The sequence below is a fragment of the Parapedobacter defluvii genome, assembly GCF_014642075.1.
GTDB lineage: Bacteria > Bacteroidota > Bacteroidia > Sphingobacteriales > Sphingobacteriaceae > Parapedobacter > Parapedobacter defluvii.
Genome location: NZ_BMIK01000001.1, coordinates 154268 through 171746, shown reverse-complemented (window position 1 = coordinate 171746; position 17479 = coordinate 154268). Strand labels below are relative to the sequence as shown.

Annotated in this window: 15 protein-coding genes; 10 read left to right on the top strand and 5 right to left on the bottom strand. The window is 49.5% G+C overall.

Annotated features, from left to right (window positions below; all coding sequences use genetic code 11):
* The first annotated feature begins 4 nt into the window (after positions 1–4).
* The 10 genes from ilvN (at position 5) to IEX60_RS00565 (ending at position 10703) form a co-directional block, all read left to right on the top strand.
* Entirely contained in the window at positions 5–595 is a 591-nt protein-coding gene (gene ilvN, locus IEX60_RS00610) for an acetolactate synthase small subunit (RefSeq protein WP_188746349.1), read from the top strand.
* Positions 596–612: 17 nt separating this feature from the next.
* Positions 613–1089, top strand: a complete 477-nt coding sequence (locus IEX60_RS00605; RefSeq protein ID WP_188746347.1) for a DinB family protein — start codon at positions 613–615, stop codon at positions 1087–1089.
* Between the two features lie 81 nt (positions 1090–1170).
* Complete coding sequence (ilvC, locus tag IEX60_RS00600; RefSeq protein WP_188746345.1) at positions 1171–2229, top strand: ketol-acid reductoisomerase; 1059 nt, start codon at positions 1171–1173, stop codon at positions 2227–2229.
* A 62-nt stretch (positions 2230–2291) separates the two neighbouring features.
* Complete coding sequence (locus IEX60_RS00595) at positions 2292–3821, top strand: 2-isopropylmalate synthase (RefSeq protein WP_188746343.1); 1530 nt, start codon at positions 2292–2294, stop codon at positions 3819–3821.
* 73 nt (positions 3822–3894) lie between these two features.
* A complete protein-coding gene (gene leuC, locus IEX60_RS00590; protein WP_188746341.1) occupies positions 3895–5292 on the top strand; it encodes a 3-isopropylmalate dehydratase large subunit in 1398 nt (465 codons plus the stop codon).
* A gap of 4 nt (positions 5293–5296) precedes the next feature.
* Positions 5297–5893 (top strand): 3-isopropylmalate dehydratase small subunit, encoded by a 597-nt coding sequence (leuD, locus tag IEX60_RS00585; protein ID WP_188746339.1) that lies wholly within the window; start codon positions 5297–5299, stop codon positions 5891–5893.
* 2 nt (positions 5894–5895) lie between these two features.
* Positions 5896–7482, top strand: coding sequence for a hydroxymethylglutaryl-CoA lyase-like TIM-barrel protein (locus tag IEX60_RS00580; RefSeq protein WP_188746336.1), 1587 nt, complete (start codon positions 5896–5898; stop codon positions 7480–7482).
* A gap of 47 nt (positions 7483–7529) precedes the next feature.
* A complete protein-coding gene (gene leuB, locus IEX60_RS00575; RefSeq protein WP_188746335.1) occupies positions 7530–8621 on the top strand; it encodes a 3-isopropylmalate dehydrogenase in 1092 nt (363 codons plus the stop codon).
* On the top strand, positions 8618–9850 hold the full coding sequence (ilvA, locus tag IEX60_RS00570) for a threonine ammonia-lyase IlvA (protein ID WP_188746333.1): 1233 nt from the start codon (positions 8618–8620) through the stop codon (positions 9848–9850). The genes leuB and ilvA overlap by 4 nt, the downstream gene beginning before the upstream one ends.
* A 1-nt stretch (position 9851) precedes the next feature.
* On the top strand, positions 9852–10703 hold the full coding sequence (locus tag IEX60_RS00565) for an AraC family transcriptional regulator (RefSeq protein WP_188746330.1): 852 nt from the start codon (positions 9852–9854) through the stop codon (positions 10701–10703).
* Here IEX60_RS00565 and IEX60_RS00560 read toward each other — a convergent pair whose 3' ends face one another.
* The 5 genes from IEX60_RS00560 to IEX60_RS00540 are packed head-to-tail and all read right to left on the bottom strand — an operon-like array spanning position 10704 to position 17453.
* Positions 10704–11519 (bottom strand): sugar phosphate isomerase/epimerase family protein, encoded by an 816-nt coding sequence (locus tag IEX60_RS00560; protein ID WP_188746328.1) that lies wholly within the window; start codon positions 11517–11519, stop codon positions 10704–10706.
* A 24-nt stretch (positions 11520–11543) separates the two neighbouring features.
* On the bottom strand, positions 11544–12419 hold the full coding sequence (locus tag IEX60_RS00555; protein WP_188746326.1) for a phytanoyl-CoA dioxygenase family protein: 876 nt from the start codon (positions 12417–12419) through the stop codon (positions 11544–11546).
* 9 nt (positions 12420–12428) lie between these two features.
* Entirely contained in the window at positions 12429–13754 is a 1326-nt protein-coding gene (locus IEX60_RS00550) for a sugar porter family MFS transporter (RefSeq protein WP_188746324.1), read from the bottom strand.
* A 4-nt stretch (positions 13755–13758) separates the two neighbouring features.
* Positions 13759–15675, bottom strand: a complete 1917-nt coding sequence (locus IEX60_RS00545) for a right-handed parallel beta-helix repeat-containing protein (protein ID WP_188746323.1) — start codon at positions 15673–15675, stop codon at positions 13759–13761.
* On the bottom strand, positions 15672–17453 hold the full coding sequence (locus IEX60_RS00540; protein ID WP_188746321.1) for a hypothetical protein: 1782 nt from the start codon (positions 17451–17453) through the stop codon (positions 15672–15674). Before IEX60_RS00540 ends, IEX60_RS00545 begins: the two co-directional genes overlap by 4 nt.
* Positions 17454–17479: the final 26 nt, after the last annotated feature.

The window sequence follows — 17479 nt, the reverse complement described above, 5'->3', positions numbered from 1 at the left end:
TAACATGGAAAAGCAGGAATATACCATCACCCTTTATACGGAAAATTCCATCGGGATGATCGGACGGATTTCTATCATTTTTTCGCGGCGGAAGATTAACATCGAAAGCCTCAACACTTCCCCTTCAGAGGCCGAAGGCATCCATCGCTTTACGATCGTGATCCACGAGACCGAAGATGTAGTACGCAAGCTATGCCGCCAGATTGAGAAGCAGGTGGAGGTATTAAAGGCGTACTATAATACCAACGACGAGGTCATCTGGCAGGAACAAGCCCTGTATAAGGTACCTACGGACATCGTTACTGAAAAAGCCCCTGTGGAAAGGCTGCTGCGCCAGTACGGGGCAAGTGCCGTGGTGATCCGGAACGACTATACCGTATTTGAGACGGCTGGACACCGGGAGGAAATCGATGCACTTACGGAAGCACTGGCAGAATATAACCTGATCGAGTTTGTACGAAGTGCCCGGATTGCCATTATCAAAGACAGTGAAGGATTCCATAAAAAACTAAAAGAATTTGAGGAACAGGAACCTGCGGAAGAGGTGGTCGAAAATCGTTACCTCAATAAACAGGATAAGGTGTTCACCATGTAATTTGTCGACAGGAGGGCATGACGGATTTAATATTTGAATATATCAGGCAAACCAGAAATTTATTTGCGCAATTGGTAGAAGGGCTGAGCTTGGATGCCATTAACACCATCCCCGCTGGTTTTCGAAACAACATCGCATGGAATTTCGGACATATTGTGGTGAGCACTCCGGGATTGTGCTACCGGCGAACCGGGGTACAGGCCGATCGGCAGATACCGTTTGTCGAATCTTATGGAAAAGGCACAAAACCGGAACATTGGATAGGCGGAGCAGAAATCAATGCCCTTAAGACGCAAGCACGGAACACCATCGACGTGATTGAACAGGATTATAGAAATGGCGTGTTTGTATCCATCACCCCTTTTGCCACTTCGACATACGGACTGGAAATGGACACCATTGAAAAAGTGATTACGGCGACGTTGGCCCATGACAATCTCCATTTGGGGTATGCCATGGCGATCCGGCGGGCATTGGAAGGAAACAAAAAATAATCGTAACTTAGCATAGCATTTTCCAAAAATGCTTGCTATATAAAATCAACAAATTAAATAAGTAAAAACAAAAAGCAGAAAATGGCAAAAATCAATTTTGGTGGAGTCGTAGAAGACGTGGTAACCCGCGAGGAATTCCCTTTGGAAAAGGCTCAGGAAGTATTAAAAAACGAAACCGTAGCGGTGATCGGATACGGGGTGCAAGGCCCGGGACAGGCGCTGAACCAAAAAGATAACGGCATCAACGTCATCGTTGGCCAACGGAAGGACTCCAAAACTTGGGATAAGGCTGTAGCAGACGGCTGGGTACCGGGCGAGACGCTGTTCGAAATCGAAGAAGCACTTGAAAAAGGAACCATTATCTGTTATTTGCTAAGTGACGCCGCACAGATTGCGTTATGGCCGACGGTGAAAAAGCACCTGACTGCCGGCAAGGCGCTGTATTTTTCACATGGATTCGGAATCACTTTCAATGAGCAAACGGGTATTGTTCCGCCAGCAGACGTTGACGTATTCCTCGTAGCTCCCAAAGGCTCGGGTACTTCGCTGCGCCGCATGTTCCTAGAGGGCCGCGGATTGAACTCAAGCTTTGCGATCTTCCAGGATGCTACAGGCAAAGCACGTGACCGGGTGATTGCACTGGGTATTGCCGTAGGAAGTGGCTACTTGTTTGAGACCGACTTTAAACGCGAGGTATACTCTGACCTAACAGGCGAACGTGGCACCTTGATGGGCGCCATCCAGGGAATCTTCGCAGCACAATACCAGGTACTTCGTGACCAAGGGCACTCTCCTTCCGAAGCGTTTAACGAAACGGTGGAAGAGCTCACTCAATCCTTGATGCCTTTGGTGGCCGAAAACGGAATGGATTGGATGTATGCCAACTGTTCGACGACCGCTCAGCGGGGTGCGCTTGACTGGTGGAAGAAATTCCGCGACGCTACGGCACCGGTATTCAAAGAACTTTACGATAGCGTTGCCACAGGCAAGGAGTCTCAACGCTCGATTGACAGCAACAGCCAGCCGGATTACCGGGTGAAGCTAGAAGAAGAACTAAAAGAATTACGTGAGAGTGAAATGTGGCAGGCAGGAGCGGCCGTAAGAAGCCTTCGTCCTGAAAACCAGCCCTCAGAGGTATAAAATTTGATTGGTATCACCAGACCATGCTCCTTATTGGAGCATGGTTCTTAACCCACAAAGCAATGTTGCACGATCCAAACCGCATATACGTTTTTGACACCACCCTCCGGGATGGAGAGCAGGTGCCGGGCTCGCAATTGACCACTCCTGAGAAACTCATCATCGCCGAAGCGTTGGAAGCGTTGGGCGTGGATGTGATTGAAGCAGGATTTCCGATTTCAAGCCCCGGGGATTTCAACAGTGTCGTAGAAATCTCCAAGTTGGTCAAAAATCCCATCGTCTGTGCACTCACACGGTCTATCAAAGGGGATATCGACCGGGCTGCCGAAGCCCTGAAATATGCTAAGAAACCGCGTATCCACACCGGTATTGGCTCATCCGACATGCACATCCAATACAAGTTCAACAGCACGCGGGAAGCCATTCTGGAACGCGCAGTGGAAGCGGTTAAATATGCCAAAACCTTTGTAGAGGATGTCGAGTTTTATGCAGAAGATGCAGGAAGAGCAGACAACGAATACCTGGCCCGGATGATCGAGGCGGTTATTGCTGCCGGTGCAACCGTGGTTAACATACCTGACACCAACGGGTACTGCCTACCCGAACAATACGGTGCCAAGATAAAGTATCTGAAAGATAACGTTAAAAACATTGACCAAGCCATCATTTCGGTGCATTGCCACAACGACCTGGGGCTGGCAACGGCCAACAGTCTCGCTGGTCTGCAAAACGGTGCCCGGCAGGTAGAATGTACCATCAACGGCATCGGCGAACGGGCTGGTAATACTTCTTTGGAAGAGGTAGTCATGGCATTGAAAACGCATCAATCACTTGGCCTACACACGCAGATCAACACAAAACAACTGTACCCGCTCAGTACGACAGTAAGCCGCATGATGCGCATGCCGGTACAGCCGAACAAAGCCATTGTGGGGCGGAATGCATTTGCCCACAGCTCAGGCATCCATCAGGACGGTGTGCTCAAACATCGTGAAAACTACGAAATCATCAACCCCGAAGATGTCGGTATTGACCAATCGGAAATTATATTGACAGCCCGAAGCGGCCGTCATGCGCTCAAGCACCACCTGGAGCGTTTGGGCTATGCCATCGACCGCATTGACCTCGATCAGGTTTACCAACGGTTCCTTGAACTGGCTGATGTGAAAAAGGAACTCAAAGACGACGACCTGTTGCAGCTCATGGGCGACAAAACTGAGGAAAGCTTCAGGAACGGAATTGCCATCAACTCGCTGCAAGTAACCACCGGCGATCAGGAACCCCCCGTTGCAACCATCAAATTGGGTTATAACGGGGAAGAATATACTGCTACGGCCACCGGTAATGGGCCGGTAAGCGCCACGATCAAAGCCATCGAGCAAATCACCGGAAAACATGTAGCTATCAAGGAATTCAATATTCATTCCATCCACGGCGGCAGCGACGACGTAAGTAAAGTGGATATGCGTGTAATCTACGAGGATAAATCCTACATGGGCTACGGTTTCAGTACAGATATCGTCCGGGCATCCGCCAATGCGTATCTGGATGCATTGAACAAGTTCATAGAATTGGAAACGGTGCATTATTAATGGGCTACCAGCTATCGGCTGAAAGCTGACGGCTGGCAGCTGACAACAAAAAAACAAAACAGCAACTATAAAAATGAGTAAGACATTATTTGACAAGGTGTGGGACGCACACGTAGTGCGGAAGATCGAAGGGGGGCCTGATGTGTTATTTATTGATCGGCATCTTATCCATGAAGTGACCAGTCCCGTTGCATTTCTGGGACTCAGAAACCGTGGAATCCGTGTATTGTATCCGGAGCGTACTTTTGCGACGGCAGACCACAATACGCCGACCATCAATCAGGACAAACCTGTACAGGATCCCTTGTCTGCCAACCAGCTAAAAGCGTTGGAAGAAAACACAAAAATGTATGGTATCCGGCATTGGGGATTGGGTCATTATAAGAACGGCATTGTGCACGTTATTGGCCCTGAAAACGGCATCACCCAACCGGGTGCTACCATTGTGTGCGGCGATTCACATACCTCTACCCACGGTGCTTTCGGTGCAATTGCATTCGGTATTGGCACATCCGAGGTGGAAATGGTATTATCGACCCAATGCATCATGCAACCCAAGCCCAAAAAGATGCGTATCACTATCAACGGCGCATTGGGCAAAGGGGTACTTCCCAAAGATGTGGCGTTGTTCATTATCTCCAAGCTAACTACATCAGGAGCCACCGGCTATTTCGTGGAATATGCGGGCAGTGTGTTTGAGCAAATGAGCATGGAAGGCCGCATGACGGTTTGTAACCTCAGCATCGAAATGGGTGCCCGCGGTGGAATGATTGCTCCCGACCAGACTACATTCGATTACATCGAAGGCCGGGAGTTCAGCCCGAAAGGTGCTGATTGGGATAAAGCCATGGCCTACTGGAAAAACCTGAAGACAGACGAGGGCGCTGTGTTCGACAAAGAATTGACGTTTGACGGTTCCGAAATCGAACCCATGATTACATACGGCACCAATCCGGGTATGGGTATGGGTATTACCCATGAAATCCCCAACGCCGAACAGGTAGAAGGAGGCAAAGCCACGTATGAAAAATCACTGGGCTATATGGGGTTCCATGAGGGCGAGCCGATGGTAGGCAAGAAAATCGACTATGTATTCGTAGGAAGCTGCACCAACGGCCGTATCGAGGACTTCCGCGCATTCGCTTCGCTGGTGAAAGGCAGACATAAGGCCGATGATGTAACCGTTTGGCTGGTACCTGGTTCGCATGTAGTGGAAGAACAAATCAGAAAAGAGGGAATCCTCGATATCCTTACCGAAGCTGGCTTCACCTTGCGGCAGCCAGGGTGCTCAGCCTGTCTGGCTATGAATGACGATAAAATTCCGGCAGGCAAGTATGCAGTCAGTACATCCAACCGTAATTTCGAAGGCCGGCAAGGCCCGGGTGCCCGTACGTTGCTGGCCAGCCCATTGGTTGCAGCAGCTGCAGCGGTGACCGGAAGAGTAACCGATCCAAGGACCCTTATCCAATAACGATATGGCATACGACAGTTTTAATATATTAAGAAGCACGGCAGTGCCACTGCCGATCGAAAACGTAGACACGGACCAAATCATTCCCGCCCGGTTTCTGAAAGCCACCGAGCGTGTCGGATTCGGCGATAACCTGTTTCGCGACTGGCGATACAATCCGGACAATACACCCAAGGCAGATTTTGTATTGAATGATCCTACTTATCGGGGTAAAATCCTCGTCGGCGGCAAAAACTTCGGATCCGGTTCGTCCCGCGAACACGCGGCTTGGGCCATTTATGACTACGGGTTTAGATGTGTGATATCCAGCTTTTTTGCCGACATATTCCGGAATAACTGCCTAAACGTGGGCGTATTGCCGGTTCAGATAAGCGCTGAATTCCTGGAGCGGATCTTTGCGGAAATTTATGCCAATCCCGATACGGAGCTGGAAGTTAACCTACCCGAACAGACCGTCACGTTGCTGGCAACCGGTGAAAAGGAATCCTTCGAAATAAACAGTTACAAAAAAGAGAACATGATGAACGGGTTTGATGACATTGACTACCTGCTCAACATAAAATCGGACATCGAGGAGTTTTCGAAGACCCTTCCGCTGTAGTCATGGAAAGACGGAAGATAGAAATCATGGATACGACACTGCGCGATGGTGAACAAACCTCGGGCGTGTCGTTTTCGGTTTCTGAAAAACTCACCATCGTCCAGCTATTGTTGGAAAAACTCCGTGTAGACCGGGTAGAAGTTGCTTCGGCACGGGTTTCCCAAGGGGAATTTGAAGCCGTAAAAGCCATTACCAATTGGGCGACGGACAACGGATACCTAGACCGTGTCGAAGTCCTATCTTTCGTGGATAACGGCGTATCCATTACCTGGATGCAACAGGCCGGTGTCAACGTACAAAACCTGTTGACCAAGGGTTCGTTGAACCACCTTACACATCAGTTACGGAAAACACCCGAACAGCACTTCAAAGAAATTGCTTCGGTAATCGAACAAGCTGCCCAACAGGGGATTCGTACCAACGTATACCTCGAAGATTGGAGCAACGGGATGCGCCACTCTCCGGATTATGTGTCGGAATACCTTGATTTTCTGATCTTACAACCCATCGATCGGATTATGCTACCCGACACACTGGGTGTGCTGACTCCTTCCGAAACATTTGCGTACATTTCGGCACTGCGGAAACGTTATCCGGAAATCCACTTTGACTTCCATGCCCACAACGATTATGACCTCGGTACGGCTAATGTACTGGAAGCCGTGAAGGCTGGTGTCAATGGCCTGCATCTTACCGTAAACGGAATGGGCGAGCGAGCTGGCAATGCTCCTTTGGCAAGTGCAGTCGCAGTTATCAACGACTTTTTGGACGATGCAGAAATCGGCATCCAGGAATCTGCGATCTATACGGTGAGCAAGCTAGTGGAAAACTTTTCGGGCGTACGCATACCGGCCAACAAGCCCATTGTTGGCGACAATGTATTCACCCAGACAGCGGGCATCCATGCAGACGGTGACAACAAAAACAACCTGTACTTTAACGATTTGCTGCCAGAGCGTTTCGGGCGTAAACGCAAATATGCGCTCGGCAAAACATCCGGGAAAGCCAATATCGAGAAGAACCTGCAGGAACTGGGATTGAAGCTGAATGAGGAAGACCTGAAAAAGGTAACCCAACGAGTTATCGAATTGGGCGATAAAAAGGAAACGGTCACCATGGATGACCTGCCTTATATCATTTCCGACATACTTACCAGCAAAGCCCATGATGAAAAAATCTTTGTGGAATCTTATGTGCTCAACCACGCCAAGGGGCTCCGCCCTTCGGCGACCATCGCCATACGGATCAACGGACAATTGTTTGAAGAGCATGCACAGGGAGACGGACAGTTTGACGCATTTATGAATGCGCTAACCATGGCCTACGCCAAAAACAACATCCAGTTACCGAATCTGATCGATTACAATGTCCGTATTGCACCGGGAAGCAGTTCGGATGCACTTTGCGAAACGACCATTACGTGGAAAACAAGCGAACGAACATTTTCTACTCGCGGATTGGACTCTGACCAAACGGTTTCTGCCATCAAAGCTACCCAGAAAATGCTAAACATTGTTTTGAACGCCAATATTAGACAGGAGACATCAGATATGAGGTACGAGGTACGAAATACGAGGCACGAGATGTGAGACCAGCTTTTTTTATTTTTGACTTTTAACTTTTGACTTTATAAATCATGGAATTAAATATTGCGCTTTTACCCGGTGATGGAATTGGACCGGAAGTAGTTGGACAGGCCGTAAAAGTAGTGGATGCGGTAGCCGAAAAATTTGGCCACAAAATCAATTGGACGTCGGCGTTGACCGGTGCAGCTGCCATCGATGCGGTCGGCGATCCTTATCCGGATGCTACCCATGAGGTTTGCATGGCCGCTGATGCCATCCTCTTCGGCGCCATCGGTCACCCGCGCTACGACAACGATCCGAAAGCTCCTGTGCGTCCGGAACAAGGTCTCCTAAAAATGCGCAAAAAGCTCGGCCTTTTTGCCAATGTACGCCCTACTTTCACCTTCCCTTCACTGATCGACAATTCTCCCCTGAAAAGGGAGCGCATTGAAGGAACCGATTTGATTATTCTCCGTGAACTGACGGGGGGCATTTATTTTGGTGAACGGGGACGGAAAGATAACGGAGATACGGCGTTTGACACCTGTACCTATACCCGTGAAGAAGTACAACGGTTGGCCAAACTAGGCTTTGAAATGGCCATGAACCGCCGCAAGAAGCTATGCTGTGTGGATAAGGCAAATGTGTTGGAAAGCTCACGGCTGTGGCGGGAAACTGTGCAGGACATGGAAAAAGATTTCCCTGAAGTAGCCGTTAGCTACGAGTTTGTGGATGCAGTGGCAATGCGTTTGGTACAATGGCCGTCGTCTTATGACGTGATCATTACCGAAAACCTTTTTGGCGATATACTGACGGATGAGGCCTCAGTCATTTCAGGATCTATGGGCTTGATGCCTTCAGCATCCATCGGCCTACATACTTCCCTGTTTGAACCGATTCACGGTTCCTATCCCCAAGCAGCCGGAAAAGACATTGCCAACCCTTTAGCAACGGTACTTTCTGCGGCCATGCTGTTCGAGGACGCTTTCGGATTGAAAGAGGAAGCAGGTATTATCCGATCTGTGGTCAATAAATCGCTGGCAGAGGGGGTTGTAACCGAGGACCTGGCTGGAACAAACAAAGCCTATAAGACCAGTGAAGTAGGCGATTGGTTAGCTGCTCAGATCGGGTTACCGGAAACTGCGGAAACATCTGCTCAATGATTGAATCCGTTGAATCGGCCTCCCGGCGTTTAAAGGAGGTGGTTGCACATACGCCCCTGCAGTACAGCCAGCGGCTTTCGGAAAAATACCGTGCATCCATTTACCTCAAGCGAGAGGATCTGCAGGTAGTCCGTTCCTATAAGTTGCGGGGGGCATTCAACAAAATCAGCCTGCTTTCCGAAGCGGACAGAAAGAGGGGTGTCGTTTGTGCGAGCGCGGGGAATCATGCACAGGGAGTAGCTTTCTCCTGCAAACGGCTCGGCATTCAGGGAGTGATCTTCATGCCCGAACCGACGCCCCGGCAGAAAATCAGCCAAACGGAAATGTTTGGCCAAGGATATATTGAGATCATCCTCACGGGTGATACCTTTGACGATTGCCAACAGGCTGCATTGACGTATGCCAGCGAACACAATATGACCTTTGTACATCCCTTCGACGATCCAGCTATCATCGAAGGGCAGGGCACGGTTGGACTGGAAATTCTCCAGGATCAACCGGATACCGACATGGTGATTCTTCCCATAGGCGGCGGTGGTCTCGCTGCGGGTGCAGGTACCTATCTCAAAGAAAAAAAACCCAAAATCTGCATTTATGGGGTGGAACCTGCCGGAGCTCCGTCCATGAAAACCGCCTTGGAACATGGAGGGCCGGTTACCCTGACTGAAATCAACCGTTTTGTGGATGGTGCAGCGGTGAAACGCATCGGTGACTTAACTTATCAATATTGCAGCAAGCTTTTGGATGATATGCATCTCATACCCGAAGGTAAGATATGCACCACCATCCTTGAACTGTATAACAAAGATGCCATCGTGGCCGAACCGGCGGGCGCACTTGCTGTGGCGGCACTTGATTTCTACGCAGACAAAATTGTTGGAAAAACTGTCGTTTGCGTTATAAGCGGAGGCAATAACGATATTGACCGGATGGGCGAAATCAAAGAGTTGTCGTTGTTGTACGAAGGCCTGAAACACTATTTCATTGTCCGCTTTCCCCAACGACCGGGCGCACTCAAATTGTTTGTCAATGAGGTGCTAGGCCCTCATGACGACATTACCCGCTTTGAATTCATTAAAAAGACCCAGCGCGAACGGGGGCCTGCGTTAGTGGGCATAGAATTACAAAATGCATCTGATTACACCGCTTTGGTAGATCGTATGCGCACCCACCGATTTGATTTCAAAGAGGTAAACAGTGACCAAACGTTGTTTGAGTATTTGATATGAGATGAAACCATTGATTCAAAAACTCCCCCTTTCGGAAGATTCATCTTTTGTAGCGAGGACATACAGAACACCAAATTTTGAGGTACCCTGGCATCAACACATCGAGTATGAGCTGATCCTCTTCACGGAGGGAGAGGGAATGAGTTTCATCGGGAACTATGTGGATACCTTCGAGACCGGAGATATTTTCTTCCTGGGGGCCAACCTGCCACATACCTTCCAAAAGAAACAGGATCTGATTACCAGCGCAGTAGTCATTCAGTTCCGCGAGGACTTTTGGGGCAAAACATTCATGGAGCTTCCCGAACTGCGTGATATCAAACTCATGTTTCAAACATCTGTAAAGGGATTGAAAATTGTTGGTAAAAGCAAGGAACGACTGCGTATATTAGTACGCGATCTGGAATATCTGAAAGGATTCAGACGAATTACAGCGCTTTGCGAATGCCTATCCATTATCGCTTTTGAAGCAGAATACCTTGAGCTTTCCAACCAAGAGGTGAAGCAACTTAACGCAAAAGATAAAGAACGGATAGACAAGATATTCCAGTACACCATAGACCATTTCAAGCAGCCCATCTCGTTGACCTATATTGCGGGAAGTGTGGGCATGAGTGTACCCGCTTTTTGTCATTATTTCAAGAAAAGTACCAAAAAAACCTACGTTTCTTTTCTGAACGAAGTGCGAATTGGATATGCCTGCAACCTATTGATCGACACGAACCTGACTATCACTGATATTTGCTATGAAAGCGGGTTCAATACACTGGCCAATTTCAACAAGCAGTTTCTAAAAATAAAGGGATTCACGCCTTCCCATTTCCGTAACCATTTCAGAGAGTCTGTAAAATAATTACATCCTCTCCCATCTTTCTTTCAGCACATTCATCATCCACAGGTTCAGTGTCCATTGGTTTGCCAGGGGTTTACGATTCACGGGCGAATGCACCATGTAAGGAAATGGGCCGAACTCTGGCGTTACTGTCAACACACTGCCCTCTCCGCTTTTCAGCTTGGCTACGCGGTCCCACCAGTCCAGGTGTACCTGCCGAGCCTCCCGCCATTCCGGGCAACGTGGATCCGGTACCTGCGGCCCCTGTGCATAACCAATGCGCGCATGGATGTGATCCGTGCGGCCGATTGCCCGGTGCAAAGCCCGGGACTGATCTTCCAGTAACGATTCGGCTACATTGCACCAATGCGAAGCATCCAACGTCAGACGTAAGTTAGGCATTTTCTGTAGGTACCTCTCCGTCACATGGGCAGCGAAGCTAAATTTACCCCGGTGGGTTTCGTGCACCACCGATGCATCCGCTTTCCCTGCCATGTCGCCCGATAGGGCCAATAATTCCATATTCTGGTCAAATGTAAACCAATCTTTTCCTGTCTGGGAATTGAGCTTCGCCATCGGATAAGCCAGCAGGCGTTCCAACCAGCAACCATATATGTCCCGGTGCTCCCCAAAATCGGCAGCGTCGGTGCCGTAATGTTGAGCAATCAGGCGTAAGTTCCGTTTGTCAGCCAATTCCCATACCATATCCAATTCCTGCATACTAACGGAAGTGTCAATGGCGTATTCAATACCATCATAACCCGCTGCTTGTACCCTGTCCATGAAATCCTGCCAGGGTATGTTTTCGCTCCCCCAGCGGGGGCAATAAAATTCCATTTTCATTTGTGGCTCCTCGAATGCTCAAGTCAAATCCGTCTTGATCCGCAGCACCTCTGGGCGCAGGTAAGGTTTGTTCACGTCCGCAATTCCTTTCCACGCATAAGGATCTTCACCTGCAACCATCACGATGTCTCTTAAATCTTCAGTAGGGGGCAGATTACCGTCCTGATCCCAGGGGAGCATGGATTCAGCACTCATATAATGGTTCACCAATGCCGTACGGAAGCAGTCAGTTGTGCGGTTAGCACGTGAACTGTGCAATGTATAGCCGTTGAAGAATACTACCGTGCCACTTTTCACTTCTACCGGAATAGCCTCCTGTTCCCGTGCGCCAATATCCACCGTGTCCACATCGGCGTATTCTGTGCCATGATAAGGTACGCGCCGCATCATTTGGCCTGGCCGCCCGGGAATGATCCATAGGCAGCCGTTGTCTACCGTGGCATCGTCAATCGCAATCCACGCACCGATCAGCGAGCGGTCCCTCGTGGGGATGTAATACTCGTCCTGATGCCAGCTTTGTCCCCGCTTCCCGGGTGCCTTTACGAATAACATTGATTGCATGCATTTAACATTGGGACCTACCACACCCGTTAATATATCCGTTATCTTCTCGTGGGATAAGAACCTGTGGACTACCGGGGATATTTTATGGGGAAAATGTATGGCCACATATTTCTTAAGCACTTCGCTGTCCGGCTCTTCCGGTGCTACGGGAACCAATCCCTCGATATTCCCCCGTTCACCGCGGAAGATAGCAGCCGTTTCTCTTTTGAGTGCGGCAATCTCTTGCGGTGACAACAGGTCCGGGGCTATCAGGTAACCAAATTTTTCGTAGTATGCTATGTGTTGCGAAGACAATTTTCCACCATTGATGTATGCGACTGTATGGCTCATAACGATTGTTTATTTAACAAATAATGTTTCGATTTCTTCCAATGATTTGTTTTTGGTTTCTTTTACTTGAAATTGCATGTATAAAAAAGCAATTGCACAGAGCGCTGCATAACTGAGCATTGTCACTGCTGTACCGAGCTGCTGGCTTAGCACCGGAAAGGTGTAGGTCACAATGAAATCAGCGATCCACAACGATAGTGTAGCAACAGATAGCGCCAGGGCTCTGATGCGATTGGGAAATATCTCCGACAGATATACCCACGTCACCGCGCCGAGGGTGCAACCGAAAGCGCCCACGTACACCAACATGCCGAGGAGCACGATATAGTTGCTGAAATATTTGTAATGGAAACATAACCCTACGATTACCAGTGAAAGCCCCATCAGTAGACAACCCGCCAATAGAAATTTTTTTCTGCCGACTTTGTCCACCAATCCGATGGCAATAAACGTAGCAACGACATTAACAAAGCCAATGCCAAGGGTTTGCAGCAATGAGGACGAACTGTCAAGTCCGGTTTCCCTAAAGATGACGGGTGCATAATACAGGATGGAATTGATACCGGTGACCTGTTGGAACACGGCAACCAAGATGCCGATGATCACAACACTACGATAACTTCTGGAGAACAGGATCTTTAGGGTAGCGGGTTCATGTGTTTGGAAACTGCCTTTAATTTCTGCCAATTCCTTTCGGGCGGCAACATCCCCCGATATCTTAGAAAGTACCTGTAAGGATCTGGCCTCGTGGCCTTTCTTCATCATCCAACGAGGGGATTCAGGAACAAAGAGCAGGAAAAACAGAAAAAGCACGGAAGGGACGGCCTGCGAAATGAACATCCATCTCCAGTTATTTGCACCCCAGCCATCAAACACATAATTGGAAAAATAGGCAAGCAGAATACCCAATACGATGGCAAGTTGGTAAAAAGCCACCAACCTACCTCTCCAGTTGGCAGGGGCGATTTCAGCGATGTACATGGGCGACACCAACGCTGCTGCCCCGACGCCCAGTCCGCCAATCAAACGATAGCCGATAAATCCTGTCAATTGCTGAGACAATCCAGCCCCTATACCGGATACTGCAAATAAAACCGCGCAGATAATCAGTGTGGTTTTCCGGCCATAGACGTCCGCGATTTTCCCGGCCAGTACAGCGCCTATCGCACAACCGATCAATAAAGAACTCACTGCCCAGCCCAGCATGTATTCATTGAGAGAGAAATATTCCGTGATATAAGGAATGGTACCGGAGATGATCGCGGTATCAAAACCGAACAGCAGGCCTCCAAGAGCGGCGACAAACGAGACAAGTAAAATGAATGTTTTATTCAATGCATTATTTTTTTGGCCAGACCGTAGTTACACGGCCGGCAAAGCTTTCAAAAGGTCCAGCTATGGGAGCACTGGCCCGGCTGTTTCCAAAGTAATCGATATCGATGACTAGATCGCTACCATCGGGGTTCTCGAAACGCGCCTGCGGCACTCGTGCCAACCCCAGTTGTGTTGAGGTCACCCGTTTACCGGTTACCCGGGGAGGCACCCACTCCAATGCGACAGTTCCATCCGGACGGAAAGTAAGTACGGGTGGCACGCTATCGTCCCGAGTGGTGTTGGTTTCCAACGCCCCCACGGCGGCTGCCCCACCATTGAGATATACGTTGCCATCGGCAATAACAGGGAGCACGGGTTTATCATAGACACTCAGCCCATACAACTGTGGCACTCCCTCCGGCAGGTATAAGCTATGCGCCCATTGAGCCGTAGCCTCCGACCCGGTGAATACGTTGTTGTAGTAACGATCATCACCGCCGGGAATATCAGCGATACCCAGCCACTGCGTGGAATGTGGGGCAAAAAACGGTGTCTTCCGATCCTGTTCCAAGAAGGCCACGGTACCCCCGATCAAGTTGTGTACATACGCACCGCCCTGGCTCCAATCCTGGATGGCATGCGTGGAGAGCAGGATGTTGTTGTCGATGATGTACGGACCATGGTTCACTTCCATAAAGAGATCCACATTGGTATTACCATGGAACAGGTTGCCTGTCACGCGCGTGCCCTGCGACATCCAATCAAGCCACACACCCAAGGTTGCGTTGTGCAGGTAATTATCGCGGATCACAGCATCGATGCCCGCGTGAAGTTTGATACCCGCAATTTCGGCTCCGATATAGGGTCGGTAAGTGTAAATGTCATAAATCTCGTTGCCGCTGATTTCGCTAAATGCCGCACCGAAGCTACCGCAAATACCTGCCTGGCCGCAATTGTAGATTACGTTGTTGCGCACGATATGCGAGCCGATGCTGTCCCTGTTCCAGCCGTAGGCGATTACTCGATGCACCACCTCATTGTAGTGTATACTGCCGTCGATGGGCGGATCCTTGCTCCACATGTTGTCGCCCGTGTAGCGGTCTTTGCCCAACGTGATGCCGGTACATTTTGCATCGTGGATGATATTATGTTCAATGATCCAGCCTTTGCTCCAGTTGGTGCCAATCAGGCCCGGTTGTTCGGCTGTAGGTGGTGCCCACTGCGTGGCTGCATGACACATTTCAAAACCCGTGACGGTGATGTAGTTGATGAAATTCTTATCCGGGTAGAAACAGGCCCTGCGCACATTAACCTCCACCAGTTGAGTATTGGGATCGGCCTCACCGAAGCGCGCATATACGGTGGTACGACCGCTATCACTTGCAGCAAACCACGTGTGATTCTCGGGCAGCGCATTTTCCGGACACGGATTATTCCGCTTCAACGCCGGCACATTATCCAATATAGCATTCAACGATCCGACCTCACTCAAAGGTTTGCCATCCAGGTAAACCTCACCCGTATGGATCCAGCCTTCGTACCAATCGCCCCACACCTTGTCGGTAAAGGGGTTATAAGCCCCAAAAAAGCGATAAGGCAACTGTACCTTCCAAAGGTCTTCTTTGACGCGTTGCCAACCTTTCACCTCCTCCGATCCCTTGATGATAACCTTTTCACCTTCTGCCGCACGGTAGGTGATGGGACGCCCGGCAAAGCCACCCCTCGGTGGGGTCACCTGCTCACGGTACACACCCGCATATACGGTGATGGTATCGCCCGGCATGGCCAGCTCCACCGCGGCACCTATCGTGCGTAGCGGCCGATCGGTTGTTCCCGGGTTGCCATCACTGCCCGACACGGACACATGATATTCGGTGGCGCTTGCAGTGTGGATACCAAGCGCCAAAACCAATAGGAAAACTGCTTTCTCCATCATCTTCATCTTAACTGCTGTAAAAAATCATTCAGCAAACCGTATTCTCGCCAAATACGCTGGTTAAGGGAAGAAAGCACGCCGAGTTCTCCGCGCGAACGTACCCGTGAGGCATACGTGGTGAACAGGCGTTCGATGGGTGCTTCCCGTAGCCGCTCCAAGGCCCCACTGACGTCCTGTTCCTCCTGTTGCCCCGCTATGCCCGATAAGATCTCTTCACGGATTTTCCACGCCGGTTCCATACTGCGGCTTACTTCGTCCAGCAATAATGTAAATTCGTAGTTGGCTTTCAACCATGTCAAGTTGGCAAGGTGATCTTTACCTTTTTCATGTAACAGGCAATCATCAATTGTGTTGATCAATACATTGCAGGCTTTCACCTGCTGGTGGGTGAGCCTGCCCCATGCGGGGGTATACGCAAAGTATACATCGGATTGGATGCCACTCAGGATTTTTGAGGTATCGTTGGAAGCCAATAGCGGTGCTAGGTATTTGGCCGCGTACACACCGTAGTTATGTAAACAGTGGTCGCGATAGATGGTTTCGACCCCCCGATCATCCACCGGATTAACTGCGAAATGGGCAAATGCCTCAAAATTGGCTGCTATCTCTGCCGTGCGCCAATGAATGCCCACGACGCCGTTGAGCCCGTCGTCTGCCGCCTTTTTTACGTGCGCCCGCATGTCCTGCACCCGGGGCTGCAGATGCCACAGTGAATAATCGCCCTCCAACCAGGGAATGGCCCATATCCGGCGATTGGCAGCAATTGCTTTGAAGTATCCGGGGTGCGGCTTTGCCCCTTGTGCAGGATTTAGCATGGAAAATACGACGTCCTTGGGCAGCACTTTATCAAGCCCTTGTAGCAATAGTCCCATTTGATACTCTGCGCCCCATCCGCCGATGACAATCTTTGTATCAGGAGCCTTTCGCTTGATGTAATCGTAGGCTTTTTGAATATACGCCTGTGCCCAGACGCCGAGAAACTTCAGGTTATCATCGATCGCTTCGGATTCAAAATATTTTCCGTTTTCATCAAAGAATGCTTTCATGCGTTGGTTTTTCAGGGCTACCGCCGGGTCAATGCCAAACATACAATGTTCATTCAGCCAAAGGTATATCCAATCGATACCCTGGTAGGTCTCCAGGATGTTGTCAATGGTTGCATACAAAATACCTGTAGCATCGGGGTCAAACGGATTATATACGATGCTGCCGTGACCAAGCCAATACATGTCGCCGCGGGTTCTGATAGAAGCATATTCCGGCGGTGCTACCCCGAATTCAAACCCCATTGCCATTTGCATACCCCGCGCATGAGCCATTTCTAGCACATTTTGCATGAGCGACTGCGCCAGCTTATACCGTTCCTCGTTGGTGTTGGCCAACACCGAGCAGTCCGCGCCAAAATATTTCACCCCTCCGGGTAACCGGAACAACTTATCGGTTCCGTACGCAAATTCATTCACTTTCATCGGCAGGTACCCCCATCGTGCCATTCCCGAATGATCAAAACCTGTCTCCGGTAACACATTTTTATATTGGATTTTCACCATAGGCTCCACGTAGTTGAAATAGCGCTCGCCTCCACCCGTATAATTATGGAAAGCAATGAAATTGATCCCTTTCTTCTGGCATTCATCCAGGTATTTCTCATAATCCTGCGCATTCCAAGCCGATGGGCCCGACAAAAAATTGTGCCAGGGCAATACACCTCGTATTTCAAAGGATTGAGAGTAGCATAAAGTGGTAATACCAAATAACAGTATAAATATTAATGTGTTTTTCATATTCTGGGTTTGTTAATGTCTTCTTT

What these genes read in the sequence shown, in the direction of transcription:
- ilvN (WP_188746349.1), top strand. Translation starts at nt 5, where the DNA reads ATGGAAAAGCAGGAATATACCATCACCCTTTATACGGAAAATTCCATC.
- IEX60_RS00605 (WP_188746347.1), top strand. Translation starts at nt 613, where the DNA reads ATGACGGATTTAATATTTGAATATATCAGGCAAACCAGAAATTTATTT.
- ilvC (WP_188746345.1), top strand. Translation starts at nt 1,171, where the DNA reads ATGGCAAAAATCAATTTTGGTGGAGTCGTAGAAGACGTGGTAACCCGC.
- IEX60_RS00595 (WP_188746343.1), top strand. Translation starts at nt 2,292, where the DNA reads ATGTTGCACGATCCAAACCGCATATACGTTTTTGACACCACCCTCCGG.
- leuC (WP_188746341.1), top strand. Translation starts at nt 3,895, where the DNA reads ATGAGTAAGACATTATTTGACAAGGTGTGGGACGCACACGTAGTGCGG.
- leuD (WP_188746339.1), top strand. Translation starts at nt 5,297, where the DNA reads ATGGCATACGACAGTTTTAATATATTAAGAAGCACGGCAGTGCCACTG.
- IEX60_RS00580 (WP_188746336.1), top strand. Translation starts at nt 5,896, where the DNA reads ATGGAAAGACGGAAGATAGAAATCATGGATACGACACTGCGCGATGGT.
- leuB (WP_188746335.1), top strand. Translation starts at nt 7,530, where the DNA reads ATGGAATTAAATATTGCGCTTTTACCCGGTGATGGAATTGGACCGGAA.
- ilvA (WP_188746333.1), top strand. Translation starts at nt 8,618, where the DNA reads ATGATTGAATCCGTTGAATCGGCCTCCCGGCGTTTAAAGGAGGTGGTT.
- IEX60_RS00565 (WP_188746330.1), top strand. Translation starts at nt 9,852, where the DNA reads ATGAAACCATTGATTCAAAAACTCCCCCTTTCGGAAGATTCATCTTTT.
- IEX60_RS00560 (WP_188746328.1), bottom strand. Translation starts at nt 11,519, where the DNA reads ATGGAATTTTATTGCCCCCGCTGGGGGAGCGAAAACATACCCTGGCAG.
- IEX60_RS00555 (WP_188746326.1), bottom strand. Translation starts at nt 12,419, where the DNA reads ATGAGCCATACAGTCGCATACATCAATGGTGGAAAATTGTCTTCGCAA.
- IEX60_RS00545 (WP_188746323.1), bottom strand. Translation starts at nt 15,675, where the DNA reads ATGAAGATGATGGAGAAAGCAGTTTTCCTATTGGTTTTGGCGCTTGGT.
- IEX60_RS00540 (WP_188746321.1), bottom strand. Translation starts at nt 17,453, where the DNA reads ATGAAAAACACATTAATATTTATACTGTTATTTGGTATTACCACTTTA.